The sequence below is a fragment of the Roseovarius sp. MBR-154 genome (genome assembly GCF_053628595.1).
Genome location: NZ_JBRJGR010000034.1, coordinates 1 through 25,042, shown reverse-complemented (window position 1 = coordinate 25,042; position 25,042 = coordinate 1). Strand labels below are relative to the sequence as shown.

The following is a 25,042-nucleotide window of genomic DNA, read 5'->3' as shown; positions in this document are numbered from 1 at the left end:
ACAATCCAAACATCAGGTTGCCCGCCGTGGCGACCTGATCAGATCTGGACCTTTCCGAAGGTCGGCGCTCTTACACCACGCCCTGGGACACTATCCAGCCGTTTATCGGCCAACTGGGAGAGAGCGTCCGGTATCCGGAGACGGATCTTCGAGATCCGAGTCCGCGGTCAGGCGCGCGCGACGTAGCTCACGAAATTGCAGGACCCGTAAAATCTGCCACTTTCCGAGGCCGCGCGCTGCTGGTGAAGCCAGTCCTCGGCGCCGGATGTCTCGAGCAAGCCCGCCCTGACGGCCATAGGGATGTAGGATTCAACAAGGCTCGCGAAGAACTCCGCCGTTCCGGCTTCCATCAGGACGTCGCCATGCGCCCATTCGAGCGATATTCCCATATCGACGAGCATACCGGGAATCTCGCGCATGATGTGAGGGTTGGCAACAATCGCGTCAAGCAGGGTTTCGACCACTGCGGCGTCTTTCGCGGGCCTGCCGGCGTGACAGGTCAGCGATGCGTAGTCCCCGTCGAAGATCACGATCCGCGCGCCTTGGCTGGCGATCCTCATGGCCTCTGCCAGCACCGAGGCCGGGTCCGCGACATGGCTGATCAGCGTATGAATGACAACAAGGTCACAACTGTTATCGGTCTTGCCTGAGAAACCGGAAGGCTCGGCACGAAACACCACGTTTTCGATGCCTTCCGTGCGGGCCCGCTTGCGCGCTTCGGCCACGAGGGCTTCGCTCAGATCCGTGCCTTGAACGGTGCCGTCGAAGCCGCGTCTGGACGCGATCGCCCGGGACACGACGCCGGTCCCGCAGCCGAGCTCGCAAACTGTTGCGCCGGGCGGTAAATCGAGGCGATCCAGATAGGCCTCGCGCATGGCCACGAACGGGGCATACGTGCCTCGGAACTCCAGTCTGTCGATCACACGCTGGAGGGATGCAGCATCGAGATCATCAATGGATTGAAAGATGTCGGGCATTGTTCTCGCTTCGTCATGTTCTTCCAGTGGGTGGTCGTTATGTGTCGATATACCGCAAATCCGGATCGTTGTCGCCGGCTCGTCTGCCGCACCGACCTCTCGCGGATGTCGGCAACGCGGACGTTCTGCGGTTCGCGGCGGATGCTTGGTCGCTGTGGTTGCGAGCCAGCCTGAAGGCAGGGCGGAGTCGGGGCCTTCACTACTGGCGGGTTGAGTCCCCGCAATTTCAAGGAAAGCATTCATGATGACGCAACACCAGAACAATTTCGCAGTGCAGCCAGGCAGTTGAGAGGCCAATGTGTCGAACGCTAAGCGTGGCACATTGGCAGGCCGTTGCAGGACGCGTCAATAGGTATGCGGACTTGTCACGACACTCTATCCGACCGTTGATCACTGTCCGCAAATCCGCCATGTCCAATCAGCAGCATGGTGGCCATGGCTTGGACAGCCAGAACGCCCAACACGAAAGCAAAAAGCGTGGTGGGCAACGCTAAGCTTGCTGTCACGGTTTCGATGTAGCGCAGAACAGCATCGCGCGACCACATAACGAGCAACCCCAGTGCGACGCCGGTTCCGACGAGCGCGCCAGTCGCGAACGGCGCGGTTCCCGCGAGAAACCCTCGTGCGCGCCCCGCCCGGAACAGCAGCGTCGCGTAAAGCGTGAGGCCCGCCGATGTCGCAAGAGCAAGCCCGACCGCTCCGAGCAAGGGGGCAAGGACAATCTTCAGTGAGATGTTGACCATCGTTGCCGCGGCGAGAAGCTGGAGCGGCTTGCGGGTGTCCCCACGCCCGTGGAACCCGGCGACGAGGGAGCGCAGTGCGAGTGCGGGGATCAGCCCCAGGGCATAGGCCGCGAGAATGGCGGCCGAAGCTTCGGCCGCCGCCAGATCAAAGGCGCCCCGGACGAACAGAATGCGGATGGCCCAGTCGCCGAGCGCCACCATCATCACCGCGACCGGCACGCCCACGACGAGACAGATGAGGAGCGCCCGGTCGAGCACACGGCGCATGCCTCCCTCGTCGCCGAGCCCTGCGCGGCGACCGATGTCGGGCAGGATGACCGTTCCGAGCGCGACACCGATCAGGCCAATGGGCAGTTGGTAGAGCCGGTCGGCATAGTAGAGATGCGAGAGCGATCCGGCAGGCAGGAAAGTGGCGATGATCGTGTCGGCGAAGATTGCCACCTGAAGCGCGCCCGAGGTCAGGACCGCGGGTCCGAGCCGACGGAAAAACAGGCGGGTGTCGGGCGACAGGCCCAGCCGGGGACGCGGCAGTGGCAAGCCAGCGCGCAGTGCGGCGCCGGTCAGCAATGCGACCTGCGCCACGCCCGATACCATGACGCCCCAGGCGGCGGCATGGGCTGCGCTGGGGAAGTGTGCGGCCAAGAGCAGCGAGCTGATCATGAAAAGGTTGAGCAGTATCGGGGCGGCCGCAGGCGCCGCGAAGCGGTCGCGCCCGTTCAGCAGGGCCGCAAGAAAGGCAACCAGCGACATACAGAGCAGGTAGGGAAAGGTGATCCGTGTCAGCGTGACGACCAGCGGCCAGGTCTCGTCGGCAGATGCCAGGCCGGGCGCGAGCACGGCCAGCATCCAGCCTGTCGCTCCGAGCGCCAGCGTCAGAAGCGCAAGGTTGGCAAGCGTGAGCCAGCCCAGGGTCTCCGCGCCGAGACGCGAACTGTCGCGCCCGCTTGCATCGGCTGCGGCCCATGTCGGCAGGAATGCCGCGTTGAAGGCTCCTTCCGCGAGGATCGCCCGGAAATGGTTGGGCAGGCGGAAGGCCAGCATAAAGGCGTCCGCCACCGGCCCTGCCCCAAGCGTCGCAGCCAGCACCACGTCGCGCAGGAAGCCAAGGACGCGGCTGACAAGCGTCAGGCCGGAAACGGTGCCGAGCTTGCGCAGCATGGCGGTTCATCCTTCGACGTGAAACGGCCATGTCGCAGTGATTTCGTCGCGACTGGCGGTTTTTGGTTGAAAACACGACTTCCTTTATCGCTTATTGTGGAAAAATATCATTGTCCACGAGAGTATCGCCAATGAGTCTTGACCAAATCTTTGTTCTTGCGCTTGTCGGAGTGGTTTTCCTAAGTTTTTTCAAGGAAATTTATCCGCCTGAGGTCACGGCTCTGGCGGCATCGGCGGCGCTCTTGGCGACGGGAATCATCGAGACGCGGGACTTCCTAACGGTGTTCAGCTCATCCGCACCCATCACCATCGCGATGATGTTCATAATCTCGGCGGCTCTGGAGCGCACCGGTGTGCTAACGATCATAGGCGATGTGCTGAAGCGGCAGGCGCGGGGTTCGTTCTTGCGGGCCATGCTCTTGATGATGGTCGGCACGATGGGGGCCTCTGCCTTCATGAACAACACCCCCGTCGTGATCTTGTTGACGCCAATCATGATTTCCGTCGCGGCCTCGGTGGGCGTGGCACCATCGCGAATGTTGATCCCGCTGTCGTTCTCGGCGATCTTCGGCGGCACGCTGACGCTGGTTGGCACTTCCACCAATATTCTGATGAGCGGCGTGGCGCGGGATGCCGGACAACCGGCGATTACCATGTTCGAGATGACATTGCCGGGGTTGATCTTTGCCACGACGGGCATGCTCTACATGGTTTTTGCGGGTCGGTTCCTGCTGCCAGATCGGGGGTCTTTGTCGGGGCTTCTGGGACAGGAAAGCAAACGCAGGTTCCTGGCCCGCCTGCTGATCCCGAACGGATCGAAATATGTCGGCAAGCGCCTGTCGGACCTGCCGTTCAACACCGCCGAAACGCGCATCCTCGACGTGGTGCGCGGCGAGGTCTCGATGCGCCGCACGATGAAGGAGTTGGTGCTGGAGGTCGGCGACCGACTGGTGCTCAAGACCGGCACCGGCGAGATCCTCGGGCTCAAGGAGGACGGGCAGATCGCCTTTCGGGATCGGGACGATCACGATGTCGAGCCGGTGACCGCCGACCAGACGATCACAATGGAGGCAAGCGTTGGCCCGAACTCACACCTGCGCGGCAGGCCGATCAAAGACCTGAAGCTGCGCCGGAAATACGGTGTCTACCTGATGGCCGTGCACCGGCAGGAGCAGAATATCAGCCAGGAATTGCAGGACCTGCGCCTGCAATTCGCCGATACGCTATTGCTCGAAGGGCCGCCCGAAGGGCTTCAGCGGATGATGGAGGATGGCGGCATCGTCAATCTGTCGACGCCAACCGAGCGCCCGCAACGGCGCGCCAAGGCCCCCATTGCCATCGCCACGATCTTCGGCGTGATGGGACTGGCCGCATTGAACGTCATGCCCATCGCGGGCCTTGCGGTAATTGGTGCGGTCGTGGTGATGATGACCCGCTGCGTCGACCCGGAGGAGGCGTTCGACGCCATCGACTGGCGCATCCTGTTCCTGATCTTCGGGATGCTCGGCCTGTCGATGGGGATGGAGGAGACCGGAACCGCGCGCGTGATCGTCGAGACTGTCGTGAACGCTGTCGGTGGAATCGGCCCTCTGGCTATCCTCGCCGCGGTCTATGTCCTGACAAGCACGCTCACCGAAATGGTCTCGAATAACGCAGTTGCCGTAGTAATCGGTCCTATCGTCATCGCTCTCGCCGTCGAACTCGGCTTCGACCCGCGCCCCTTCATCATGGCGGTTATGTTCGCGGCCTCGGCCAGCTTCGCGACGCCCATCGGCTACCAGACCAACACCTTCGTCTACGGCGCGGGGGGCTACAAGTTCACTGACTTCATCAAAGTGGGACTGCCACTCAACATCATCTTCGCCGTGGTTGCGGTGCTGATAATCCCGATCTTCTTTCCGTTCTGATTTATCTGCCGACACCGCTGCAATTCTGTGGGAAACCCTTTATCAAGCGTGTTGCCACGCAACGCTGAACCGAAAGGATGTCGGAATTGTCAGCAGATATCGCACAGACAGCACTCTCGCCGGTCGAGGCCATTGCCCTTGTCGGCGTTCTGGGTGTTGGCGCGCAATGGGTGGCATGGCGGTTGCGCCTGCCCTCCATCGTTTTGATGTTGCTGGCCGGGTTGCTGGTCGGGCCGGTGTTCGGATGGTTCATTCCCGACAGGGATCTGGGCGACATCTACAAGCCGCTGATTTCCGTGGCGGTCGCAATCATCCTGTTCGAGGGTGGTTTGACCCTGGAGTTCCATCGTCTGGGCGATGGCCGTAACGCAGTGCGCAGGCTGGTTTATGTGGGCGCGCCCCTGGGATGGTTGCTGGCCTCGGTCGCGATGGGGCTGACCATGGGGCTGCCATGGCAGGTGGCTACGGTGTTCGGCGGGGTGCTTGTAGTGACGGGCCCGACGGTGATCGCGCCGATGCTGCGACAGGCCAGGTTGCGCCGCGCCCCGGCCCAATTGCTGCAATGGGAAGCGATCATCAACGATCCGATCGGTGTTCTCATCGCCGTTCTCGCGCTTGAGATCGTTCTGGTTTTTCAGGGGGGATTGAGCGCGGGACGGGCCGCTTGGGTGCTGGTGTCCGGAATCGGGTTTGCTGCGCTTGTCGGTGTTCTGGCCGGCTTTGCAACCGCGCGGATGTTCCAGCGCGGGCTGACACCGGAATACATGAAAGTGCCGGTGCTGTTTGTGCTGGTCATTGCCGTTTTTGCGATGACCGATGCGCTCTTGCATGAATCCGGACTGTTGGCGGTGACCCTGATGGGCATGGTGCTTGCCAATGCCAAGCTTGCCTCGCACTCGGAATTGCATCGCTTCAAGGAGCATGCCGCCCTGTTGCTGGTGTCGGGTGTCTTTATCCTGATGTCGGCCAGCCTCGATTTTTCCTCGTTGGCCGCGCTGAACTGGCAAGCGGCCTTGTTCGTCGTGGTCGTCATCCTTGTTGTACGCCCGGCGCAGGTGCTTTTGCCCTTGCTGGGCACCGCCACGCCCTGGCGCGAACGGCTTCTGGTTGCCTCGACCGGACCACGCGGCGTGGTGATGGTCGCGGTCTCCGGTCTGTTCGGGGACAAGCTGGTCGGTGCCGGCTTGCCCGAGGGTGCATTGCTGGCACCGCTTGCCTTCGTGCTGGTTCTTGGAACAGTGATCCTGCACGGTTTCACACTTGCACCCATCGCGCGACTGCTGGGGTTGAGTGGCGGGGAGCGGCCGGGTGTGCTGATCGTGGGCGGATCGCGATTTTCCACCGCGCTTGCACAGGCGCTTGAGGAGATCGACGTTGCCCCGTTGATCGCCGACCCCAACCACCGCAACATCCTGCGTGCCCGACACGAGGGGCTTGCCGTCTTTCATGGTGACATTCTGGGTGAAGCGGCAGAGCACCATGTCGAGTTGATCGGCTATGACGTGTTACTGGCCGCCTCGGAAAACGACGCTTACAACACGCTGGTCGCGACAGATCTCGGCCAGGAGCTTGGTCGGGCACGGGTCTGGCAGGTACAGCGCGCCAAGGAAACGCTAAGCCGTCACGCCCTGCCGCCGCAACTGGGCGGTCAGGCCCTGGTCGGGAAACCTTCTTATGGTGATCTGCAACGCCGGATCGACGCGGATTGGCGGCTGCGCGGTGTGACGTTGCAAGAGCGCGACGGGCTTGAGGCGTGGCGCGAACAGTACCCGGATGCCGAAATCCTTGGCTATGTATCGACGCGGGGTGAATTTGCCTTTCTGAACCCGGAAGAAGAATTGAAAACCGATCAAGCCAAGGCCATTGTCACCTTTTCACCCGCGGAGCGGGAGGCCCCCGCGCCTGCAAAGCCGATCGGCAATTCTGGGATTGGCGCGGACAGCGCGGAAGAGCCTGAGCGTCGATGAGACCGACCATGCAAAACCCGGCCAGCCCGCGTTTCAATGCAGCCCAAACTCGGCCATCAACTGACGGCGATAACCGACAAAATCCGTGTCGTTGCGGTCGCGCGGGCGCGGCAGGTTCACGTCAATGAGGCGAATAGCTTCGCCCTTGGTGCCCGGGAGGACCAGCACCCGGTCGGCCAGAAAGATCGCCTCTTCAAGATCATGCGTCACCAGCACCATCGTCACCTTTTCCTCGTGCCAGATACGGGTCAGCTCTTCTTGCATGGTCATCTTGGTCATGGCGTCAAGCGCGCCCAATGGCTCGTCGAGCAACAGGATTTCGGGCTGCACGGTCAAGGCGCGGGCGATGCCCACCCGCTGCGCCATGCCCCCCGATAGCTGTCGGGGCCAGGCGGTCTCAAATTCGGCCAGACCGACAAGGCGGATATAACGCCGCGCCCGCTCGGCCGCTTCGGATTGGGGCACACCTTGCACCTCAAGCCCGAAGGCCACGTTATCAAGCACGGTGAGCCAGGGCAGCAGGCGGGGCTCTTGAAAGATTACCGCCCGCTCGCGCCCGAGCCCGTGAACCGGCGCGCCGTCGATCAGCACATCGCCTGTATCCGGCTCTTCCAGCCCGGCCAGCACGCGCAAGAGCGTCGTCTTGCCCGAGCCGGAGGCCCCCACGATGGCAAGGCTTTCGCCACCGCAAATGTCGAGGTTGACCCCCTTGAGGACGGTCAATGTCTCGCCGTCGAGCGAGAAACTCTTGGAGAGGTCACGGATCGTGACCTCTCCTTTCACTTGGGCTTGCACCAGTGGCATCGCGCCCGCCTCAGTTGGTAACGGGCGCGTCGCCCGTGACCAGCAGGATGTCGGCGGCGGCAAGTTGCCCTTCCGACAGCGCGCCCTCGCGCACCAGAACGTCGATCCAGAACTGCACGTCACGCTCGACCGGAAGGCCCCCCTCGCGCACGCCGAAACCGGCAAAGAACTTGGCCACTTCCGGATTTTCTCCGCGTGCTTCAAGCAGTTTGGCGATGATCTCGCGAGTTTCTTCGGGGTTCTCGCGGGCGTAATCGAGCGCAAGCGCGGATTTCTCGACAAAGTCGCGCGCGGCGTCGGGGTGCGCCTCGACCCAGTCACGGCGCAGCACGGTAAAGCCGCCCGCGATCTCGCCCAGAACATCCGTGTCGTCGAACACCTTGCGCAACCCGCCACCCGCGCGCGCCGCGCCCTCGAACGTGGTCTGCCAATAGCCAAAGGCGGCGATGTCCACTTGCCCCGAGCGCAACACCTGCTCAAGTTGTGGCCCCGGCACCACCACCAGATTGGCGGCGTTCTGCGGCAGACCCTGCTGATGCAGCGCCTCGCGGATCGTGTAATCGAGATGCGCGCCAAGCGTGTTCACGGCAATGGTCTTGCCCGCGATATCCTCGATGGATTTGATCGGGCTGTCTTCGAGCACGTGAAAGACCGACTGTGCGTCATCGTTGATCCCGTTGGTGGGATAGGCAGCGATGAAATCATTGCCGCTGGCGATGGAATTGATCACCGCAGAGGTGGCCGCCGAGCCGATATCGACGCTGCCCGCAGCCAGAGCGAAGAGCGACTCGGGCCCGCCCCCGGCATAGCCCACGCCCTCGAATTTGACGCCGGTGCCGTCGAAATAGCCAAGCGCTGTGGCCAGTTCATGCGCGGCGATGCCACCATGATAGGAGAGGTAGCGCAGGGTCACGTCCTCGGCCTGTGCCGTGGCGGCCGAGAGCGACAGGGCGACGCCCGCGATGATGGATTTGAAGCGATAGGTCATTTTTCTGTCCTTTGTTTTGTGGATGTTTGGTTGACGAGAGAAACCTCAGTGTTTGGCCGTGCTCCAACGGCAGAGCCGCCTTTGCAGCAGAACCAGAACCCAGTTGGCCGCGAGGCCAAGCCCGGCCAGCAGGAAGATCGCAGCGAACATCAGCGGGATCTGGAAATTGTATTGCGCGTTCATCACCTGAAACCCGAGGCCCTTGTTGGCCCCGATCATCTCGGCGGCGATGAGCAGCAAGAGGGCGGTCGTGGCCGAGAGGCGCAGCCCGACAAAGATCGCGGGCACCGAGGCCGGCAGAACGACCCGGCGAAAGGTGGTCAGCCGCGTCGCGCCAAAGGTGCGGGCCATTTCGATCAATTTCGGGTCCACTTCCTTGACCCCACCGATGGTCGCCAGCAGGATCGGGAACAGCGTCGCCCAGAAGATGACAAAGACCTTCGATGCCTCACCCAGACCCAGAAGCAGGATAAACACGGGATAAAGCGCCAAGGCCGAGGTCTGGCGAAAAAGCTGCAAGATCGGGTCGAGCGCGCGCTCGACGGCGCGGATTTGCCCCATGAAAAGGCCAAGCGGGATGCCGAGCGCGACGGCCGCAAAAAAGGCGATGCCCGCGCGTTGCAGCGAGACGCCGATATCGCCCACCAACCGCCCCGAGGCGAGGCCATTCCAGAGCGCCTGCCCGACCCGGTCGAGCGGCGGGAATACCGCCGGATTGAGCACGCCCGTAACGCTTGCGACGTGCCAGCCCACGAAGAAGGCCGCAAGAAGCCCGTAATCGGAGAGCAATCCGCGCGCCCGACGCGTGATCCACGCAAGCGTGGACCAAATGTCCGACCCCTCAGGGGACCGGACGCTCTGATCTGAAATTTGATAGGTCATCGAAAACTCCTTCACTCAGCCGCCTGCGCGGCATTGCGCAAGGCGGTGTGGCGATTGATCGGATAGGGCAGGCCGAGGTTCTCGCGCAGGGTGCGCCCCTCATAGGCGGTGCGGAAGAGGCCCCGTCGCTGCAATTCCGGCGTGACGAGGTCGATGAAATCGTCCAGCCCGCCCGGTAGCCAGGGCGGCAGGATGTTGAAGCCGTCGGCGGCCTCGTTCTCGAACCACTCTTGCAGCGTATCCACGATCTGCGCGGGCGTGCCGACCAACGTGAGATGGCCACGCGCCGTGGCGACCCATTGATAGAGTTGGCGGATGGTAAAGCCGTTCTCGTCGGCGATCTGCCGGATGAGGGCCTGCCGCGATTTCATGCCTTCGGTCTCGGGCGCGGAGGGCAGCGGACCGTCAAGATCAAGCCCCTTGAGATCGAGCGTGCCACCGGCCAACCCGCCCAACAATGCCAGCCCGTCGGCCTCGACGATGAGATCGGTCAGCCGCTCGTATTTCTCGCGCGCTTCCTCGCTCGTGCGGCCCACGAACGGGGCGACACCCGGCATGATCAGCACGTGATCGGGATTGCGCCCCTTGCCCGCCGCGCGCGCCTTGATATCGCGATAGAAATCCTGCGCCGTTTCGATCTTTTGATGGGCAGTAAAGATCACCTCGGCGCTCTCGGCGGCCAGATCGCGCCCGGCCTCGGATTGACCGGCCTGCACCACCACCGGATGCCCCTGCGCGCTGCGCGAGACATTGAGCGCCCCCTTGACCCGGAAATGCTTGCCCACATGGTTGGTGTCGTGCAGGCGGTCGGGGTCGTAGAACGCGCCGCTTTCCTTGTCGCGGATGAACACGTCATCCTCGAAACTGTCCCAAAGCTTTTTCACCACATCGACATGCTCGCGCGCACGATCATAGCGGTCGGCATGGGAAATCTGTTGATCCAGATTGAAATTCTGCGCCGCTTCCTCGGTTGCCGTCGTGACCACGTTCCAGCCCGCGCGCCCGTTCGAGATCAGATCGAGCGAGGCGAATTTGCGCGCCACGGTATAGGGCTCTTCATAGGTCGTGGTGTTGGTGGCGATAAATCCCAGATGCGTCGTCTGCGTGGCAAGCGCGGCAAACAGCGTCAGCGGCTCGAAGCCTGCGATCTTGGCGCTGCCGCCCTCGCGCCCGGCCCCGTTCGTGGCTAGTCCATCGGCGAGAAAATAGGCGTCGAACAACCCGCGCTCGGCGGTCTTGGCAAGTTCGATGTGATACGCGAGGCTGGTCGCCCCGTCTGCACGCGCCTGCGGGTGGCGCCAGGCGGCGACATGCTGCCCGCCACCGGGCAGGAAGGCACCGAGTTTGATTTGTCTGGTCATGGTTGTCTCCTTGGTTTGATCAAGGCTCCGCCATGGCCCGGCCTGCATGGTCGAGCGGTTGGGGTGGCGAAGCGATTGGGGAAAGAGAGTTAGGCCGCGGCCTCCAGCTTGCGCGGGGTGAGGGTGGCAGTCAGTTGCGTAACCGCCGTGTCGAGCCGGGCGCGCAGCGGGTCCGAGAGCCGCCCGTCGCCGTCAATATCGACGGACCCGGCATAGACGCCCGTCGGCACGCTTGCGGCCTCGAAGAACCCGAAGAGCGGGCGCAATTGGTGCTCGATCACCAGCGCATGCCGGTCGCCGCCGCCGGTGGCGGCCAGCAGCACCGGCTTGCCGCGCAGGGCCTCGGGCTCGATCAGGTCAAACAGGTGTTTGAAGAGGCCGGTATAGCTGCCCTTATAGACCGGGCTGCCGACGACGATGGCGCGCGCGGCCAGAAGGCGGTCGACATGCGCCCGCGCATCCGACGACAGATCAAACAGCGATTCCGCCTGCCTGAAGGACGCCCCCAAGTCGTTGATATCGAAAACCGCATGGCCCAATCCGGTCTGGCGGGCCGCGTCCTGCACCGCCTCCGTGACGAGAGCGCGGGTGCGCGAGGGCTGGCTATGGCTGCCGGCGAAACCGATGATTTCCGTCATGGATTTTCCTTTCACGATTTAGTCTATCGTGATAATCAATATTACATTTTACCTGTCCTCTCCATTCCAAAGATACACCCGAAAGGAGAGGAAAAAAGCCGCCCGAAGGCGGCAGGGAGAATGTCAGACTGGCTGGCTGAGCGTGTCGGCCTGACCGCTCAGCGCGCGCGCCAGCTCGGCGCATTGCAGACGAATGTCGGGAATCGCTGTGATTTCCCACAAGGCACCGCGCGCGCAAGGCCCGATGGCAAACACCCGGCGCGAGGCAACACCGCCGCGTGCAATCACATGCGCGTCAGGAGTGGTGTCAAGCCCCAGACGCAGCGGATCAAGCCGCGCCAGACCACGCGCCAGCATGTCCCGGATCACCGGGGCGCTGTCGCTCTCGGGATTGCGGCGGATGCCGCGACAGTCGATGGCGTGATCGGCGATCAGCATCCGCTCGGTTCCGTCGGGCCGGGTGGTGACAATCCCGGTCTGTTCGCCCATCGGCACCGCCCCGGCAAAGCGCGCGCGCATGAGCTTCAACTGCCCGGCATCACGCGCGGCCTCAATGGTCTGCGCCGATTGCGGCGGCATCCGGTGGCGGTGTACCTCCCAACGGCTAGCGCCATGGCGCAGGAAGCGGGCGCGCGTCCCGGTATCCCATGACCGCCAGATCGCCGCCACATGCGGGCGCAGCCCGTCAAGCACAAGCTGCCACGGGAGGCCCAGCGCCTCGGCGGCGCGTATCCGGACGCGCAACCAGCGTAAAAGCGCGCTGACCGAGGCCCCAAGCGGCACCTCGCCGCGCCCCATCGGCAGGGCCGCACCACAGACATGCGGTTGCGACAGAAGGCCCCGGCGCGACAGGCAGGTGATCGGCCCACTATGGCCCCGCGCCAGCAGCGCCACCACGTGATCGACCATCGAGAGCCCGGTGCCAACGATCACCACCCGCGCTTGCGTGTCCTCGGGCGGGGTAAAGTCCCACGCGCCGCGCAAGCCGTCGCGCGGCTCGGCGGGCACGGCATGGCCCGTGGCAAGGATCGCCGTGTCGGCCAGCACGGCCGTGCCGTCATCGAGATGTGCGCTCACGCCCTTGTCAGACGGCTCCAGCCGCAGCACCTCGCCCGAGACGCAGCGCAGACGGTCATCGCGCCAGGGCGAGACAAGGCTTTCGAGATAGCTGCCATAGGTAGCGCGGCTGACAAAGCACTGGTCGGTCGCGCCGCAATCGTCATCCCGCGTGCGCAGCCAGCGCAGGAAATGATCGGGATCGTCGGGAAAGGCGCTCATGTTGTGAACGCGGGTGTTGAGCAGATGCTCGGGGTTGTCGGTCGCATAGGCGATACCGCAGCCGAGGATTCCGCGCTTTTCGACGATGGTGACGCGGGTTTCAGGGGCGTTGTGCAACAGATGCGTCGCCATCAGCGCCCCGCTCGCTCCGCCGCCGATGATCAGCACATGGCGGGCGGGTGGCTGGAATGTGCCGTCCATCACAGCGCCGCCAGAAGCAAGGCACCAAGGGCAAAGCTGATCAGCGCAAGGCATACCTCGGCGCGCGAGGGCAGGGGGTCATCCTCTTGGACGCCGTATTCGGGCGCGAGGAAGGCGGCAAGGCCGGGATCGTGGGCACAGTGGAACATCATGGTTGCCTCCTTTCCGGGTTCAACTCAGGATCACGATCGCCATCAGCGCGGTATAGACCACGACAAAGACGGTCATCGGAACGGCCTTGCGGATGCGGTTGAAAATCGGTGTCATGCGGGCACCTCCCTTTGGTCGAGTTGGTGTTTGTAACTGACAGTCACGCGGCCCGGTAGGGCGGGCAGCGACCAGATCAGATCGCGGAGCGCGCGCCCTTCAGGCCATGGGCCAAAGCCGGAGGCCACGTTGACATGCCCGGCCTCGCCCATATCGACGAATTCCGCGCCCCAGCGTTTCGCCAGACGGCGCGCACGCGGCTGGTCCATCCACGGGTCGTTGCGGCTGGCGGCAACGATGGCAGGCACGCGCAGCGGGCCATCGGGGATCTTGCCGAAGGGTGCCGTGCGCGAATCACGTGACGGCTCTGCCGGGGCGACCAGAAGAGCGCCGCCGACCTTGAGCTGAGGCCAATGCGACAAGAGTTGCACCGCCGCCACCGCACCAAGGGAATGCCCCACCAGAACCGCGCCTGGATGCAAGAGAAGCGCACCGGCGATCTCGGTCAGCCATTGATCCGAGCGCGGTCGGTCCCAGCATTTCTGCTCGACGATGCGCGCGGTCGGGTCCATCCGTTCCCACCAATGCTGCCAATGGGGCGCGGAAGAGCCGTCGAGGCCGGGGAGGAGCAGGGTTCTGATCATGGCGATCTCCTTTCCCTTAAACACTATCATCTTTATCGTGTTTTCGGGTTCCAAATTTCACGGGTGTTTTGGAATCTCAGTCTCTGCGCGGGGTTTCAGGCCGTTGCCGTGTCGATGGGCCAGACGGTGGTGTTGCGGATCACCTCCATCGAGAATTTCGAGGTGACATTGCGGCACGGCAGGCGGCGGGTGAGTTGCAGGTAAAAATCATCAAAGGCGGCCATGTCGGCCACGGCCACCTTGAGGAGGTAATCGACATCGCCCGCCATGCGGTGGATTTCGACGATCTGCGGAAACTCGGCGATGGCGGCGCGGAACTCGGCGCGCCACTCGCGGGAATGATCGGGGGCCTCGATCTCGACAAAGACCGTCAGGCCCAGACCGATCCGGGCCGGATCGACGAGGGCGACGCGCCCGGTGATGATCCCCACGGCCTCCAGCTTTTGCACGCGCTTCCAGCAAGGGGTTTGCGACAGCCCCACCCGCTCTGCCAGTTGCGCGACGGGGGTTGTCGCGTCGCGCATCAACTCGTGCAGGATCTTGCGGTCGATCCGGTCCAGATCGGTTTTTGCCATCGCTCAGGCCGCCGTGAAGTCGCGCACGAAATCGTTGGCGGGTTTCGCGCGGATGTCCGCCGGCTTGCCGACCTGTTCGATCCGGCCCATCGACATGACCACCACCAGATCGGCCAGTTCCATTGCTTCTTCCTGATCGTGGGTGACGAAAATGGTGGTAAGGCCGGTGGTGTCGTGAATGTCGCGCAGGCCCTGCCGCAATTCCTTGCGCACCTTGGCGTCAAGCGCGCCGAAGGGTTCATCGAGCAGCAGCATCCGCGGCTCGATCGCCAGCGCCCGCGCCAATGCCACGCGCTGCCGCTGCCCGCCCGAAAGCTGGCTGGGATAGCGCGCGCCGATATCGGGCAGTTGGATCAGGTCGAGCAGGCGATTGACCCGCCGCCCGATCTCGGCCTCGGTCGGGCGCTCACGGCGTTTGCGGGCACGCAAGCCGTAAGCGATGTTCTCAAACACCGTCATATGCTTGAAGAGCGCGTAATGCTGAAACACGAATCCCGCGCGCCGTTCCTGCACCGTGAGGCCGGTGGCGTCGGACCCGTCAAAAAGCACGCGCCCGGAGGTCGGGAATTCCAACCCGCCCAGAATGCGCAGGAGCGTGGTCTTGCCCGAGCCGGACGGCCCGAGCAGAGCAATCAGCGCACCCGATGGAATAGAGAGCGAGACCGGATGCAGCGCCCGTTCAGTGCCGAATTCCTTGGCCAGTTCTTCGATTTCGATATGCATGGGTTTCCCTTTCAATGACGGCGCGTCGCGGCAAGAACATCCGCGTGACGCCATTCGAGAAGCGATTTGAGGGTAAGCGTGACCAGCGCCAGAAGCGCCAGCACCGCAGCAAGCGAGAAGGCCGCGACCGAGAGATATTCGTTATAGAGCATCTCTATCATGATCGGCATGGTGGTGGTTTCCCCCCGGATCTTGCCCGAGATGACCGCGACCGCGCCAAACTCGCCCATGGCGCGGGCATTGCACAAAAGCACACCGTAAAGCAGCGCCCAACGGATATTGGGCAGGGTCACGGTAAAGAAGGCGCGCCAACCCGAGGCGCCCAACGTCAAGGCCGCCTCTTCCTCGGCCCGGCCCTGTTCGATCATCACCGGGATAAGTTCGCGCGCGACAAAGGGGAAGGTCACGAACATCGTGGCCAGCACGATGCCAGGGAAGGCAAAGACGATCTGCACGTCATTGGCCACCAGCCACGCCCCGAGCGACGAATTGACCCCGAACAAGAGCACCAGCGCCAGCCCCGCCACCACCGGCGAGACCGAAAACGGCAGGTCGATCAGCGTGATCAGAAAGGCCTTGCCGCGAAAGTCGAATTTGGTGATTGCCCAGGCGGCGGCGATGCCGAAGACGGCGTTGAGCGGCACGGCAATGGCCGCCACGATCAGCGTGAGGCGGATCGCCGACCACGCATCGGGCGAGGCGAGCGCGTCGAGAGAGGCCGCCAAGCCCTGCCGCAGCGCCTCGGCAAAGACGGCGATGAGCGGGGCGAACAGAAGCACCGCGATGAGCGCCATGGTCCCGCCGATAAGGATTCCGCGCGTCAGGCGCGGCTCGGTCGTGACCGGCGTTGGATTCAGTGTGACATCAACCATGGGTGCGCCCCCATGCCGGGGCGATTGCCGCGCCTGTGTCACGTTCGGCCTCTGCACTGATGGCAAGCCATCCCAGACCCACGAGCGAGAGCCCGGCTCCGGTTGGCCACAGAAGCATGACCAACCACCAGGGTTTGCCCGCAAACGCGGCGGCGAGCGCGAGCACAATCCCCAGAAGACTTGCAACAAGGGCCAAGCCCAGGCCCGCTGCCTCCGGCAATTGTTCCTCTTGGTTCAGATGATATGATTGGTGGTTAAGGGTGACGTGTTCAGACAAGACCGATCCTCCGTCTGCTCCAGATTTGAACAAGGTTGATCACCAGCAGCATCGCGAAGGAGATCAGCAGCATGGCAATGCCGATCGCGGCTGCGGCGTCGTAATTGTATTCCTCCAGCCGGATCACGATCAGCAGCGGCGCGATCTCGGTCAGGTTGGGGATGTTGCCCGCGATGAAGATGACCGAGCCGTATTCGCCGACCGACCGCGCCAGTGCCAATGCAAAACCCGTCAGGGCCGCAGGGGCCAGCGTTGGCAAGACCACCCGGCGGAGCGTGTAGGTCCGGCGCGCGCCCAAGGTGGCGCTGACCTCCTCGACCTCGCGGTCAAGCTCTTCGATCACCGGTTGCACCGTGCGCACGACGAAAGGCAGCCCGATGAAGATGAGCGCCATCCAGATGCCCAGTTCGGTATAGGCGACCTTGATTCCCAGGGGGGCCAGCGCCTGGCCGAAGACGCCGTTCGGCGCATAGAGCGCCGTGAGCGCAATGCCCGCCACCGCGGTCGGCAGGGCAAAGGGCAGATCCACGGCGGCATCGACCAACCTGCGCCCCCAGAACCGGTAGCGCACCAGCACCCAGGCCAGCACGATTCCGAACACCAGGTTGAACAGCGAGGCGATCAAGGCGGCCCGGAACGACAGTTCCAGCGCCGACCAAATTCGACGTGAATTGACCATGTCCCAAAGATCGGCAGGGCCGATCATCAGGCCACGGCCCAGAAGCGCCCCGATCGGAAGAAGGACCACGATGGACAGAACCGCCATCATGATCCCGAAGCTCAGCCCAAACCCCGGCAGGGGTGAGGGCGAGCGCAGAAGGCTCGCCCTCATGGGTTATTCCTCGTAGATCTGGTCGAATATGCCGCCTTCGCCGAAATACTCGGGCTGCACCTTGGGCCATCCGCCGAAATCGTCGATGCTAACCAGGTTCACCTCGGGAAAGCGCGCGATATCCTCGGGCGCGGCCTTGGACGTGTCCCAGGCGCGGTAGAAGTGCTTGAGCGCCAGCGCCTGCGCCGGCGCGCTGTAGAGATGCTGCAAATACGCCTCGGCGGCCTTGCGCTGTTCGTCGGAGGTGATGTTGCCATCCACCAGCGTCACCGGCGGCTCCGCCAGGATCGACACCGAGGGCACGACGATGTCGAACGCATCCTCACCGAGCTCCTTGAGGGCGAGGAACGCCTCGTTCTCCCAGGCCAGCAGCACGTCGCCAATGCCGCGTTGGGTAAAGGTGGTGGTCGATCCGCGTGCGCCGGTGTCAAGCACAGGCACGTTCTTGTAAAGCTTGCCGACGAATTCCGCCGGATCAAGGCCGTTCTGATCGGCATAGGCCCATGCGGCGAGGAAGTTCCAGCGCGCACCACCCGATGTCTTGGGGTTGGGGGTCACGACCGCCACGCCTTCGCGCACAAGGTCATCCCAGTCGTTGATGCCCTTGGGGTTGCCGTCGCGCACCAGGAACACGATGGTCGAGGTATAGGGCGAGGAATTGTGCGGCAGGCGCGATTGCCAGTCGGCGGGGAACTTGCCGGTGCTGGCGGAAATCTTGTCGATATCGGCCGAGAGCGCCAGCGTCACCACCGTCGCCTCCAGCCCGTCGATCACCGCGCGCGCCTGCGCACCTGCGCCGCCATGCGATTGCTGGACGGTAACGGGCGCATTGCCCTGCGCGGTCCACCATTCGTTGAAAAGCTCGTTGTATTCGCGGTAAAATTCACGGGTCGGGTCGTAAGAAACATTGAGGATATTGACGCTGTCCTGCGCCTTGGCCGCACCCGTCCCAACCGGGCTGAGCATCAGGCCAAGCGCGGCCACCGTCGCCACAAGCCCGCCACGCAGGCCGTCCTTGCTGATGACACGCGCGCCGATTTTGGTCACGGCCCGCTTCGCCTCGATGGCCCGCCCGATCAGGCGCGTCTTGCCTGTCTCGATCTCGATGCGGCCATCGCCGAGACTTCGGATGAATTTGCCCTGTGCCTGCGCATAAGCGCCCTGCTGGATCGTGCGATACATGGGTGTCTCCTTTGCTGAACCCCGTGTCCAAATCTCGTGTCAAGCGGGCAGGGCCGGTGGGGCGCGTGATCACTCACTTACGGGCGCACCGGCCGCTGCCGCCTGACTCCTAAATAACGACAGACTTACTCGTGATTATCAAAGGAATAATCATGCTCTTTTCAGTCGTGCTTTTGGAAGATCATTCTCCGGCGGCAGGTTCCGAGACAGGGAGGTGTTCGAGGGGCCGGACATCCCGTTGGAGGTCGGCAAGCGTCAGCGATTCGATCATGAGGATGTATGTTGAATAAAAGTCGTGAAAAACGGCGCGCACCCGGCAGGTCCGCTCGTCCTTGCAGTCCTCGCAGCGCTGGTAAGCCTTGCGCGACAAGCACGGCAGCGGTGCCATCGGCCCGTCGATGAGACGCAGAACCTGTGCGAGAGATATGGTCTTGGGCTCCTTGATCAGCTCGTAGCCCCCCTTGCGGCCGCGACGACTGCCGATCAATCCGGCACGCTTGAGGTCAAGCAAGATGTGTTCAAGGAACCGCTTCGGCGCGCCTGACATCTCCGCGATCTCCTCGATCCGCAATGCTGTTGCCTCGCCTGCTTTTTCGTCAGCGAGCGCGATGAGCGCCTTGAGCGCATACTTGGTCTTGTGTGTGATCATACGCCGAACGTGGTCCTGGAAAGTGCGACTAACAAGGTTGACATTATCAAGGTCAGAACTGAAAGCGAAGCCTTACCCGCAAAAACGACAAACATGATCGACATTAAGTAGAAATGTGACATGCTCGAAACGATTCGTTACACGCGGCCATCTCTGGCCAAAAGGAGACGCGATGAATTTCGACCGGATCGACCTGAAAATCCTCGACATCTTGCAGCGGGATTCGACCGTCCCGGTCGCTCGCATCGCCGAGCAGGTCGGGTTGTCGCAGACGCCCTGCTGGAAGCGCATCCAGAAACATGAGGAGGCTGGCGTGCTCCGCGCGCGCGTGGCGCTGCTGGACCCCGATGCCTTCGGCTTGTCGCTGACTGCCTTCGTGATGGTCGAGGCGGTGGAGCATACGGCGGACTGGCGCGCAAGTTTCCTGTCCATCGTCGAAACCCTTGAGCCAGTGCGTGACACTTATCGCCTGGCGGGAACACATGACTTCATGCTGCGGGTGGTGGTCACCGACATGTCGGCGTTCGACGCGTTTTATGAGAGCCTGACATCCAGGATCAGGTTGCGGAGCGTGAATTCGGTGTTCGCCTTGGAGCAAGTAAAGGCGAGCACTGCGCTGCCGATATCCGGGTTGATTTGAAATCTAATTTGGAACTGCTGACAAGTCCCGCCAATAGGCCACTCAATGGCATCAAATGCTGCACCTTGCACGAGTGGCCGGTTTGATGACACTGCAACGCTGGGCGACCAAGCTGGCGGAAGCCGGTCACGTCGGCCCCTTCGGCGCTGCGACTGAAATGTCCTTCAATTCCCACGCCGTCAAAAAGGGGGTGGAGCAGACATGCGACGGTGCAGCGAAAGTCCGCCCGCTACGGTTCGATGTATGTCCGCTTCCTCCGATTTGGCATTAGCAGGGCGCACTTTCGGCGAATGGCAGAAACCGCGAAGGCCCCGATCAATGGGAATCGGACCCCGCGGCGGCTGGTGGCAGACCCGGAACGAGGTCGATTGCGCCGAAGCTCTCGGCGGAAATCCAGACGACGAATCCGAGATAAAGACCCAGTAGTGCTATGGATTCGATGCGGCTGAGAACCATTTTGGTCCGCATCATCAGAAAGAGCGCGATGGTCGCAACCGTCAGGACCCCCATCATCGGCGCACCGACCGAAAAGTCGATCACCGACGCGCCCGCCAGCAGGACACCGACCGGAATGCAGACGAGCAGGTCGAAGACATTGCTGCCCAGCACATTGGCGAGACTCGTGACGCCGCGCCCCGCATGTGCCGCACGCACCGACACGAAGGCGTCGGGTACTGATGTGCCTGCGGCAACAACAGTTATGCCCCACAGGAAGCCAGGTGTGTCGAAGATCTCGCCGAAGTTGATCGCCGCCCGGACAAGCCCCTCGACGCCCACGACGATGATGACCAGCGAGAGCCCGAGCTGCCCCCACTCGCGAAGCGGCGTTATGTCGCGAAGGTCCTCTTCCGCATCGTGATCAAGCGTGTCCTGATACTGGACAAATACATAAAGGACGTAGAGTAGTAACGGGACAACCGCCAGACTGCGGGTGATCTCGCCTTGGATCGTGCCGGGCGGGCCGTCCACGGGATAGTAGATCACGGCGAAAGAAAAGGTGAGCGTCAGGACCGCAACCGCAATCATGTAAAACTGCGATTCCTTGTAGACGAGATCGCGATTGGTGCTGAGCTGTTCGCGGCCAACCAGGCCGGCGAGACCTGGGATCACCAGAATATTGAAGAGCGCAGAGCCGACAATTGCCGCGACCCCGATGTCGAAGGCGCCGTGCAGAGTCGCCGAGATGACGACCGTCGACAGTTCGGGAAAGCTGGAGCCGATGGCGACCACCACTGCGCCCTGCACGATGTCGGGAAGACGGTAATAGGCCGAGAGCCGCTCGCTCGAGGATTCCAGCAGGCCGCTGCCCTTCCAGATGATGGCGGTGGCGACGAACGCGACAGCGGTCCAGAGCAATATTTCGGGCATGAGGGATACTCCTGCTCGGGTCGATGTTTCAGATGGTGAGCGCCGGTGTTGTGCCAGAGGTTTCCAGCTCCCACCAGGCGCGCCAGGTGTCGTCCTGCCGTTCGAGGACGAGATAGTTGCGCTCGGCCACATAGCGTGTCGGCTGACCCGGCAGCCGTGCAATGCGGATTGGGTGGTCCGGGAGCGGGTTTTCGCCCAACCAGGATAAAGCCCCAAGAACCCGCGCCCATGCCCGGGGCGGTGCCCGATGCGCGACACCTGACGCCACCAGCTGGTGGAAGTGTCGACCGTCGCCCAGATCCATCACCGCCCGCGTGGCCAGGTGGATCTCGCCCGAGATCGCAGTGACGTTGTTCTGATCCCTTTGCGCCATGTCGCGCACGAGACGCAGCATGCGCCGCCATTCGTCGCGATGCGCGCGGCTCTGCCACTGGTCCCGCAGGTCATCCTCGTATTTCTGCATGCGCGGGACCGCCATCATTCCGGCCTCCAGCAGCGACAGGCGTGGTCCAAGCAGCGGAACACTGGACAATAGCAATGTCTGGCCCTGAACCTCGCGCGCCGCCTCGTCCTCCATCATCGCCCAGCCGCCAAGGCCCATAATGGCGCGCCGCGTGCGCTCGGAGCGTAGATCAGGGGCGAGGATGCGAAGGCCGTCGACCTCTACGGACCAACCCAGATGCGTGCCGGAGGAATCGGCAAAGCGCGCGGGCAGATCGTCGTCCGTCGTAGCTTGCTGAAAGATCAGGAAGGCTTCGCGGGCGGCGTTAAACAGACTCTGGCCGACCGGCGAATAGGTGCTCGACCGGCGCAGCGATCCCCAGCCGTCGCAAATATCGTGATCGTCCCATTGCATCAGCGAAGGTACCCGCGCGGCGAGCCAGGCAAATTGCGGTGCGCCGTATAGCATGACGTAGCGTTCGAGGAACCTTTCGCGCAGATGGTGCCGCAGATCGGCCAGTGCGGCGCGCGACGGATCGCGCGGCAGAACGTCCGGCCAGCCCGCGCTCAGTTCGTGGCCCTGCGTGACCTCGTCGGCATAGACCTGGTCACCGCCGTGCAGCATCAGCGCAAAGGGGCTTTTGCGATGTTCCTCGCGCAACCTGCCCCACATGACGTTGCGTTCCGAACCCTCGCGTTCGAGGTCGCCGACCTCCTCGCCGTTGCATGACACGTAGGCCAGGCGCAGATCGCCCGTGAGATCGCCCGCGACGGTATAGGTTTCCCTGTTCCACGTGTATTCCGACCCACGGTCCGCTGGCAGGGAAAACCGGGCGCGCCAGACCGTCGCGTGGTCGAACGCCGCGATTGATTCAGGGTACGTCGTGTCCCCAGAAGATTCGATCGGTGGCGGCGGCGCGGCATCCCTTTTGGTGATGAACAATGCGGACAGGCGCATCTTGGGAGCGAAAAGATCGTCCAGGAACAGGATTGGTCCGATGGTTTCGGTGATTTCCGTGCGCATAGCCGGTCACCTATTGCCGCAGGGGCCAAATCGCAAGCCACGTGCCGGAATTCATTTGCACGACGACGTCGGGTGCCTTGGCCCGACCGCCGGACGGCACCAGTCTCTTCGCAGCGTTCGCGTGCCCTGGTCCGGCTCGGCTTCTCGTGAAAGGGGCGAGCCGACCCTCTGTTGCGTTGCAGCCGAGGGCGTCCCATATGGAGGCCTCAGAGATACTCGAAGGCTTGCGGGGCCGGACAGTCTTGCAGGCCATCCGGGCACGCAAGCCTCGCAAGTCCTGGAAAACCCGTCCCGCCCGACAAGGCAGCACGCGCTGTGAGTCTTGGCGCGGCGACACCAGCTGCAGGAAGGAAATGATGTCGCGACAAGACAGGAAATCGCCGACACACACGCCGGAAGAGATCTCGGACCAGCCTGTGCGCAAGGTCGTTGACCGGCTGGAGCGGTGCGCCCGGATGGACCGGGTGGCGCTGAGGGATCTCGTCGAATCCTTCGGCCCCGCGTCCTTCGCTTCGGCCATGATGGTGCCCGCGCTGTTGGTCGTGTCGCCACTGAGCGGGATCCCGTTCTTTTCGTCCTTATGCGGCATCACCATCGCCTTCATTGCGGCGCAGATGCTGTTCAAACGCAGCCACCTTTTCCTGCCGGATGTCGTGACGCGGCGAACAGTGCCGGGCGACAGGTTGCGCGGCGGGTTGAGACGGATGCGCCGAGTGGCTGATTTTCTCGACCGGCACACGCACAAGGGGCGGCTCGGCAGGTTCGTCGGGCATGGCGGGCGGATCCTGCCGCAATCGCTCTGCATGGTCTCGGGGGCCTTGATGCCGCTGCTGGAGATCGTGCCCTTCTCGTCGTCGATCTTGGGTGCGGCGGTGCTGTCCTTTTCCCTCGCGCTGCTGACCCGGGACGGGGTTTTCGTCCTTGTCGGACTGTCGATCCTCACCGCCGCGGGGGCGGTGCCGATCTTCGTCCTTTAGGGGGACGGTGGCGCGATCACCGCGCCTGTCAGACGACCTCGATGCCCTCGCACTTGAAGTCGCCCAGCTTCTCCTCCTCTGCCAGGAGCGTGCCGTCGAGATGTGCCGCGCCGATCCAGCTCTCGGTCCTGTCGTCGATCTCGACCGATTTCATGTAGATGAATTCGTCCGGGTGGCCGGGCACCAGCTTGATCGAGGACGGCCCGCGATCGGGCGTCGGCAGACCGACCTCCCGCACCGAGATGTCGCAGAACCCCGCATCCGCCTCGATGAGCAGGTTATTGCCCTTCTCGCGCTCGTCGGTCGGGGGGTGAAAGGGCTCGGTCGAGACCTTGCGCGGGAAGAAGTACCAGCGTTCGCGCCAGGGATGCCATTCAGCCGCCTCGTGAATGAGATAGCCCTCCTCTCCGACACCGCAGGCCTCGCGCATGCGCTGGTAGACATGGCTCCAGTCCTCGCTGCGCACGACATAATCCCGCGGGCCGATGCGCTTGATCCATTCCTCGCGGCGCGACTTGCCATGAGAGCCCACGACGAGTTCATCGCCCACCAGCGTCGCCCATTCGCACTTGAAGCCCTTCTGTGCCTCGTCGCCCGAGCCGGTCATAAGCATCTGGCGGGGAATGATCATGTGGTTGACGCCGCGCAGTTCTCCAACGATCCCGGTCCGGTCATCGAACACCAGCATGTGACGGTCCCATTTCAGCAACTCGGAGAATTCCCCGCCCCGAAAGGTGTCGGAATCCACCTCGCCGAACTTGGAATAGACATGCACCTCGCCGCCGTCTTCGTCGGGAATGTGCTCCACCGAGTAGCGGACCGCCCCATCCGCATCGACATGACGGTGAATCCGGTCGTGCCGCAGCCGCGCCTCGAAATAGGTCTCGCCATCCTCGAGGGTCACCTGGGAGTCCTGATCTTCGTCGGTGATCTGCATGATCGTGTAGGTCGAGGTGGTTGCGTCGTAGCGCTCGAGGCGCTTGCGATCACGGGTCATCATTCCTCCTGAGTTTGACAGCACCGTCGTATCCGCCCGGTTCTTAGACTTCGGTCGCCCCTTAAACGTGGGTTCTTGCTGCCCCAAATAAAGAGGCTTGAGCGATTTCTGCGACAGCATGGAGCGGTCGAATCTTTGAAGTCGGTCGGCTTGGACCATCGGTAATCGTTGCGGGCCGCCCATAGTTGCAGGTCGGCGCCGACATTGTGTTGTCGTCACGAGCGTCACCTCGCTGTTCGGACCGTTCGTCACGATGTGTGGCGCAGACGCCTCTTGCAACGTCTGCTTTATTGGCCGGGCATGCGCGCCCATGTCCTGCACCGTGGATTGGCCCAGCGAGGCCCCGGCAAAGAGCGCCGTGCCGCCGAGGATCAGGAACGGGTGCGCGAAGAGCGCCAGAACGGCAAGCCGCACCTCCCTGGCCTCGATCCTGTGATCCAGATATTCCGGCGTGCGCCCCACCATCATGCCCGCGCCAAAGACCGAGACGACGATATAGAAGAACATGTTGATCATTCCCACGCCAACGCCGCCGAAGGTCGCGTTGAGCCACATCCGCGCCAACGGCATCAGCCCGGTCGGCGGGTTGAGGCTGCCATGCGTGGCACCCATGGACCCGTTCGAGGTGGACGTGGTCATCGCAACACCCACATCGGCCTGTGCGAGGGCTGGCGCGTCGTTGGTGCCGTCGCCGCACATGGCGACCAGCTTGCCCTCGCTCTGTTCCTTG

24 protein-coding genes and 1 pseudogene are annotated in these 25,042 nt (G+C 63.1%); 4 read left to right on the top strand and 21 right to left on the bottom strand.

Annotated elements, in window-relative coordinates:
* Positions 1-167 precede the first annotated feature (167 nt).
* Together ACSSV4_RS21780 and murJ are read right to left on the bottom strand one after the other, a co-directional pair.
* Positions 168-977 carry a methyltransferase domain-containing protein gene (locus ACSSV4_RS21780; RefSeq protein ID WP_454277164.1) on the bottom strand — a complete coding sequence of 270 codons (810 nt, stop codon included), beginning with the start codon at positions 975-977 and terminating at the stop codon, positions 168-170.
* Between the two features lie 365 nt (positions 978-1,342).
* Positions 1,343-2,878: a murein biosynthesis integral membrane protein MurJ gene (gene murJ, locus ACSSV4_RS21775; RefSeq protein ID WP_454277163.1), complete on the bottom strand. Its 1,536-nt coding sequence runs from the start codon at positions 2,876-2,878 to the stop codon at positions 1,343-1,345.
* A 131-nt stretch (positions 2,879-3,009) separates the two neighbouring features.
* Here murJ and ACSSV4_RS21770 point away from each other — a divergent pair, with 131 nt between their 5' ends.
* Both ACSSV4_RS21770 and ACSSV4_RS21765 read left to right on the top strand, forming a co-directional pair.
* The gene (locus tag ACSSV4_RS21770; RefSeq protein WP_454277162.1) at positions 3,010-4,785 is read left to right on the top strand and encodes an SLC13 family permease; all 1,776 of its coding nucleotides are present in this window, start codon (positions 3,010-3,012) and stop codon (positions 4,783-4,785) included.
* Positions 4,786-4,871: 86 nt separating this feature from the next.
* Positions 4,872-6,752 (top strand): cation:proton antiporter, encoded by a 1,881-nt coding sequence (locus ACSSV4_RS21765; RefSeq protein ID WP_454277161.1) that lies wholly within the window; start codon positions 4,872-4,874, stop codon positions 6,750-6,752.
* 33 nt (positions 6,753-6,785) lie between these two features.
* Here ACSSV4_RS21765 and ACSSV4_RS21760 read toward each other — a convergent pair whose 3' ends face one another.
* The 15 genes from ACSSV4_RS21760 to ACSSV4_RS21690 form a co-directional block, all read right to left on the bottom strand.
* The gene (locus tag ACSSV4_RS21760; RefSeq protein WP_454277160.1) at positions 6,786-7,556 is read right to left on the bottom strand and encodes an ABC transporter ATP-binding protein; all 771 of its coding nucleotides are present in this window, start codon (positions 7,554-7,556) and stop codon (positions 6,786-6,788) included.
* Positions 7,557-7,566: 10 nt separating this feature from the next.
* Entirely contained in the window at positions 7,567-8,544 is a 978-nt protein-coding gene (locus ACSSV4_RS21755) for an ABC transporter substrate-binding protein (RefSeq protein WP_454277159.1), read from the bottom strand.
* A gap of 45 nt (positions 8,545-8,589) precedes the next feature.
* On the bottom strand, positions 8,590-9,426 hold the full coding sequence (locus ACSSV4_RS21750) for an ABC transporter permease (RefSeq protein WP_454277158.1): 837 nt from the start codon (positions 9,424-9,426) through the stop codon (positions 8,590-8,592).
* An 11-nt stretch (positions 9,427-9,437) separates the two neighbouring features.
* Positions 9,438-10,787, bottom strand: a complete 1,350-nt coding sequence (locus tag ACSSV4_RS21745) for an LLM class flavin-dependent oxidoreductase (protein ID WP_454277157.1) — start codon at positions 10,785-10,787, stop codon at positions 9,438-9,440.
* Positions 10,788-10,876: 89 nt separating this feature from the next.
* Positions 10,877-11,425: an FMN reductase gene (msuE, locus tag ACSSV4_RS21740; protein WP_454277156.1), complete on the bottom strand. Its 549-nt coding sequence runs from the start codon at positions 11,423-11,425 to the stop codon at positions 10,877-10,879.
* 123 nt (positions 11,426-11,548) lie between these two features.
* Entirely contained in the window at positions 11,549-12,904 is a 1,356-nt protein-coding gene (locus ACSSV4_RS21735) for an FAD/NAD(P)-binding protein (RefSeq protein WP_454277155.1), read from the bottom strand.
* Positions 12,904-13,056: a hypothetical protein gene (locus ACSSV4_RS21730; RefSeq protein ID WP_454277154.1), complete on the bottom strand. Its 153-nt coding sequence runs from the start codon at positions 13,054-13,056 to the stop codon at positions 12,904-12,906. Before ACSSV4_RS21730 ends, ACSSV4_RS21735 begins: the two co-directional genes overlap by 1 nt.
* Positions 13,057-13,167: 111 nt before the next feature.
* Entirely contained in the window at positions 13,168-13,755 is a 588-nt protein-coding gene (locus ACSSV4_RS21725; protein WP_454277153.1) for an RBBP9/YdeN family alpha/beta hydrolase, read from the bottom strand.
* A gap of 95 nt (positions 13,756-13,850) precedes the next feature.
* Entirely contained in the window at positions 13,851-14,330 is a 480-nt protein-coding gene (locus ACSSV4_RS21720; RefSeq protein WP_454277152.1) for an Lrp/AsnC family transcriptional regulator, read from the bottom strand.
* Between the two features lie 3 nt (positions 14,331-14,333).
* Complete coding sequence (locus ACSSV4_RS21715; protein WP_454277151.1) at positions 14,334-15,053, bottom strand: sulfate/molybdate ABC transporter ATP-binding protein; 720 nt, start codon at positions 15,051-15,053, stop codon at positions 14,334-14,336.
* Positions 15,054-15,064: 11 nt separating this feature from the next.
* Entirely contained in the window at positions 15,065-15,925 is an 861-nt protein-coding gene (gene cysW, locus ACSSV4_RS21710; protein ID WP_454277150.1) for a sulfate ABC transporter permease subunit CysW, read from the bottom strand.
* Positions 15,918-16,202 (bottom strand): hypothetical protein, encoded by a 285-nt coding sequence (locus ACSSV4_RS21705; RefSeq protein ID WP_454277149.1) that lies wholly within the window; start codon positions 16,200-16,202, stop codon positions 15,918-15,920. Before ACSSV4_RS21705 ends, cysW begins: the two co-directional genes overlap by 8 nt.
* The gene (cysT, locus tag ACSSV4_RS21700; RefSeq protein WP_454277148.1) at positions 16,195-17,034 is read right to left on the bottom strand and encodes a sulfate ABC transporter permease subunit CysT; all 840 of its coding nucleotides are present in this window, start codon (positions 17,032-17,034) and stop codon (positions 16,195-16,197) included. The genes ACSSV4_RS21705 and cysT overlap by 8 nt, the downstream gene beginning before the upstream one ends.
* A 3-nt stretch (positions 17,035-17,037) precedes the next feature.
* Complete coding sequence (locus ACSSV4_RS21695) at positions 17,038-18,216, bottom strand: sulfate ABC transporter substrate-binding protein (RefSeq protein WP_454277147.1); 1,179 nt, start codon at positions 18,214-18,216, stop codon at positions 17,038-17,040.
* A 181-nt stretch (positions 18,217-18,397) separates the two neighbouring features.
* Positions 18,398-18,865, bottom strand: a complete 468-nt coding sequence (locus ACSSV4_RS21690; protein WP_454277146.1) for an RrF2 family transcriptional regulator — start codon at positions 18,863-18,865, stop codon at positions 18,398-18,400.
* A 172-nt stretch (positions 18,866-19,037) separates the two neighbouring features.
* Here ACSSV4_RS21690 and ACSSV4_RS21685 point away from each other — a divergent pair, with 172 nt between their 5' ends.
* A complete protein-coding gene (locus ACSSV4_RS21685) occupies positions 19,038-19,505 on the top strand; it encodes an Lrp/AsnC family transcriptional regulator (protein WP_454277145.1) in 468 nt (155 codons plus the stop codon).
* A 315-nt stretch (positions 19,506-19,820) separates the two neighbouring features.
* On the opposite strand, the gene ACSSV4_RS21680 is transcribed toward ACSSV4_RS21685, so the two are convergent.
* Both ACSSV4_RS21680 and ACSSV4_RS21675 read right to left on the bottom strand, forming a co-directional pair.
* Positions 19,821-20,861, bottom strand: a complete 1,041-nt coding sequence (locus ACSSV4_RS21680; RefSeq protein ID WP_454277144.1) for a sodium:calcium antiporter — start codon at positions 20,859-20,861, stop codon at positions 19,821-19,823.
* A gap of 40 nt (positions 20,862-20,901) precedes the next feature.
* A complete protein-coding gene (locus tag ACSSV4_RS21675; protein WP_454277143.1) occupies positions 20,902-22,338 on the bottom strand; it encodes an alkaline phosphatase D family protein in 1,437 nt (478 codons plus the stop codon).
* Between the two features lie 356 nt (positions 22,339-22,694).
* Between ACSSV4_RS21675 and ACSSV4_RS21670 the strand changes: the two genes are divergently transcribed.
* Positions 22,695-23,315 carry an exopolysaccharide biosynthesis protein gene (locus tag ACSSV4_RS21670; RefSeq protein WP_454277142.1) on the top strand — a complete coding sequence of 207 codons (621 nt, stop codon included), beginning with the start codon at positions 22,695-22,697 and terminating at the stop codon, positions 23,313-23,315.
* Positions 23,316-23,343: 28 nt separating this feature from the next.
* Here ACSSV4_RS21670 and ACSSV4_RS21665 read toward each other — a convergent pair whose 3' ends face one another.
* Together ACSSV4_RS21665 and ACSSV4_RS21660 are read right to left on the bottom strand one after the other, a co-directional pair.
* Positions 23,344-24,432, bottom strand: a complete 1,089-nt coding sequence (locus tag ACSSV4_RS21665) for a hypothetical protein (protein WP_454277165.1) — start codon at positions 24,430-24,432, stop codon at positions 23,344-23,346.
* Between the two features lie 180 nt (positions 24,433-24,612).
* Positions 24,613-25,042, bottom strand: a pseudogene (locus tag ACSSV4_RS21660) (potassium-transporting ATPase subunit KdpA); the annotation flags it as partial.

Excerpts from the sequence above, each read along its gene's own strand:
- ACSSV4_RS21685 (WP_454277145.1), top strand. The coding sequence starts at position 19,038 with ATGAATTTCGACCGGATCGACCTGAAAATCCTCGACATCTTGCAGCGG.
- ACSSV4_RS21780 (WP_454277164.1), bottom strand. The coding sequence starts at position 977 with ATGCCCGACATCTTTCAATCCATTGATGATCTCGATGCTGCATCCCTC.
- ACSSV4_RS21745 (WP_454277157.1), bottom strand. The coding sequence starts at position 10,787 with ATGACCAGACAAATCAAACTCGGTGCCTTCCTGCCCGGTGGCGGGCAG.
- ACSSV4_RS21760 (WP_454277160.1), bottom strand. The coding sequence starts at position 7,556 with ATGCCACTGGTGCAAGCCCAAGTGAAAGGAGAGGTCACGATCCGTGAC.
- ACSSV4_RS21720 (WP_454277152.1), bottom strand. The coding sequence starts at position 14,330 with ATGGCAAAAACCGATCTGGACCGGATCGACCGCAAGATCCTGCACGAG.
- ACSSV4_RS21695 (WP_454277147.1), bottom strand. The coding sequence starts at position 18,216 with ATGTATCGCACGATCCAGCAGGGCGCTTATGCGCAGGCACAGGGCAAA.
- ACSSV4_RS21725 (WP_454277153.1), bottom strand. The coding sequence starts at position 13,755 with ATGATCAGAACCCTGCTCCTCCCCGGCCTCGACGGCTCTTCCGCGCCC.
- cysT (WP_454277148.1), bottom strand. The coding sequence starts at position 17,034 with ATGAGGGCGAGCCTTCTGCGCTCGCCCTCACCCCTGCCGGGGTTTGGG.
- ACSSV4_RS21690 (WP_454277146.1), bottom strand. The coding sequence starts at position 18,865 with ATGATCACACACAAGACCAAGTATGCGCTCAAGGCGCTCATCGCGCTC.
- msuE (WP_454277156.1), bottom strand. The coding sequence starts at position 11,425 with ATGACGGAAATCATCGGTTTCGCCGGCAGCCATAGCCAGCCCTCGCGC.
- ACSSV4_RS21770 (WP_454277162.1), top strand. The coding sequence starts at position 3,010 with ATGAGTCTTGACCAAATCTTTGTTCTTGCGCTTGTCGGAGTGGTTTTC.
- cysW (WP_454277150.1), bottom strand. The coding sequence starts at position 15,925 with ATGGTTGATGTCACACTGAATCCAACGCCGGTCACGACCGAGCCGCGC.
- ACSSV4_RS21735 (WP_454277155.1), bottom strand. The coding sequence starts at position 12,904 with ATGGACGGCACATTCCAGCCACCCGCCCGCCATGTGCTGATCATCGGC.
- ACSSV4_RS21750 (WP_454277158.1), bottom strand. The coding sequence starts at position 9,426 with ATGACCTATCAAATTTCAGATCAGAGCGTCCGGTCCCCTGAGGGGTCG.
- ACSSV4_RS21755 (WP_454277159.1), bottom strand. The coding sequence starts at position 8,544 with ATGACCTATCGCTTCAAATCCATCATCGCGGGCGTCGCCCTGTCGCTC.
- murJ (WP_454277163.1), bottom strand. The coding sequence starts at position 2,878 with ATGCTGCGCAAGCTCGGCACCGTTTCCGGCCTGACGCTTGTCAGCCGC.
- ACSSV4_RS21670 (WP_454277142.1), top strand. The coding sequence starts at position 22,695 with ATGTCGCGACAAGACAGGAAATCGCCGACACACACGCCGGAAGAGATC.
- ACSSV4_RS21730 (WP_454277154.1), bottom strand. The coding sequence starts at position 13,056 with ATGATGTTCCACTGTGCCCACGATCCCGGCCTTGCCGCCTTCCTCGCG.
- ACSSV4_RS21675 (WP_454277143.1), bottom strand. The coding sequence starts at position 22,338 with ATGCGCACGGAAATCACCGAAACCATCGGACCAATCCTGTTCCTGGAC.
- ACSSV4_RS21715 (WP_454277151.1), bottom strand. The coding sequence starts at position 15,053 with ATGCATATCGAAATCGAAGAACTGGCCAAGGAATTCGGCACTGAACGG.
- ACSSV4_RS21665 (WP_454277165.1), bottom strand. The coding sequence starts at position 24,432 with ATGCTGTCGCAGAAATCGCTCAAGCCTCTTTATTTGGGGCAGCAAGAA.